Here is a 1,267-nt window from a genome sequence, read left to right on the forward strand (position 1 = left end):
CACCGTGACCGTTCCGGCCCCTGCCGACGACGTCTACAAGGACGCCGGCAAGGTTGAGGTCACGATCAAGGACGCCACCGGCGGCAACTTCGAAAACCTGGTGCCGAGCACCGTTCCGGCCGTGACCGAAGTCACCGACACCGTCGACACCACCACCGTGAAACTGACGGCGACCGAGTCGACGGCTGAGGGCGGCACCGTCACCTACACAGCCACCGTGGGCGCACCAGTGACCGGTTCGCCTGTCACCGTGACCCTGGCCAACGGTCAGAGCATCACGATTGAAGTCGGCAAGACCACCGGCACCGTGACCACCACCGCGCCGAACGATGCGTTGAACGGCCACGCACCGCTGACCAACGCGATCACCGACGTCAGCGGCGGCAACTTCGAGAACCTCGTGGGCGACAAGACCCCGGTCAGCACCACCGTGACCGACACCGTCGACACCACCCACCTGTCCCTGAGCGCCACCGGTTCCGTGGCCGAGGGCGGTTCGATCGTCTATACCGCGACCCTGACCAACCCGGCCGGCACGCCGGTCACTGTGACGTTGAGCAACGGTGCGACCATTACCATTGAGGCCGGCAAAACCACCGGCACCGTGACCGTTCCGGCCCCTGCCGACGACGTCTACAAGGACGCCGGCAAGGTTGAGGTCACGATCAAGGACGCCACCGGCGGCAACTTCGAAAACCTCGTGCCGAGCACCGTTCCGGCCGTCACCGAAGTCACCGACACCATCGACACCACCACCGTGAAACTGACGGCGACCGAGTCGGCGGCTGAGGGCGGCACCGTCACCTACACAGCCACCGTGGGCGCACCAGTGACCGGTTCGCCTGTCACCGTGACCCTGGCCAACGGTCAGAGCATCACGATTGAAGTCGGCAAGACCACCGGCACCGTGACCACCACCGCGCCGAACGACGCGTTGAACGGTCACGCACCGTTGACCAACGCGATCACCGACGTCAGCGGCGGCAACTTCGAGAACCTCGTGGGCGACAAGACCCCGGTCAGCACCACCGTGACCGACACCGTCGACACCACCCACCTGTCCCTGAGCGCCACCGGAACCGTGGCCGAGGGCGGCTCGATCGTCTATACCGCCACCCTGACCAATCCGGCGGGCACTCCGGTGACCGTGACCCTGAGCAACGGCGCCACCATCACCATCGAGGCCGGCAAGACGTCCGGCACCGTGACCGTTCCGGCGCCTGCCGACGACGTCTACAAGGACGCCGGCAAAGTCGAAGTCACCATC

Annotated in this window: 1 protein-coding gene; it reads left to right on the plus strand. The window is 66.1% G+C overall.

The features are described 5' to 3' along the window. The coding region (locus tag CAG41_RS28050) for an immunoglobulin-like domain-containing protein (RefSeq protein WP_178081847.1) at positions 1-1,267 on the plus strand (1,267 nt) is incomplete at both ends.

Origin of the sequence: Pseudomonas sp. B35(2017), from assembly GCF_002113645.1 — a bacterium.
GTDB lineage: Bacteria > Pseudomonadota > Gammaproteobacteria > Pseudomonadales > Pseudomonadaceae > Aquipseudomonas > Aquipseudomonas ekonensis.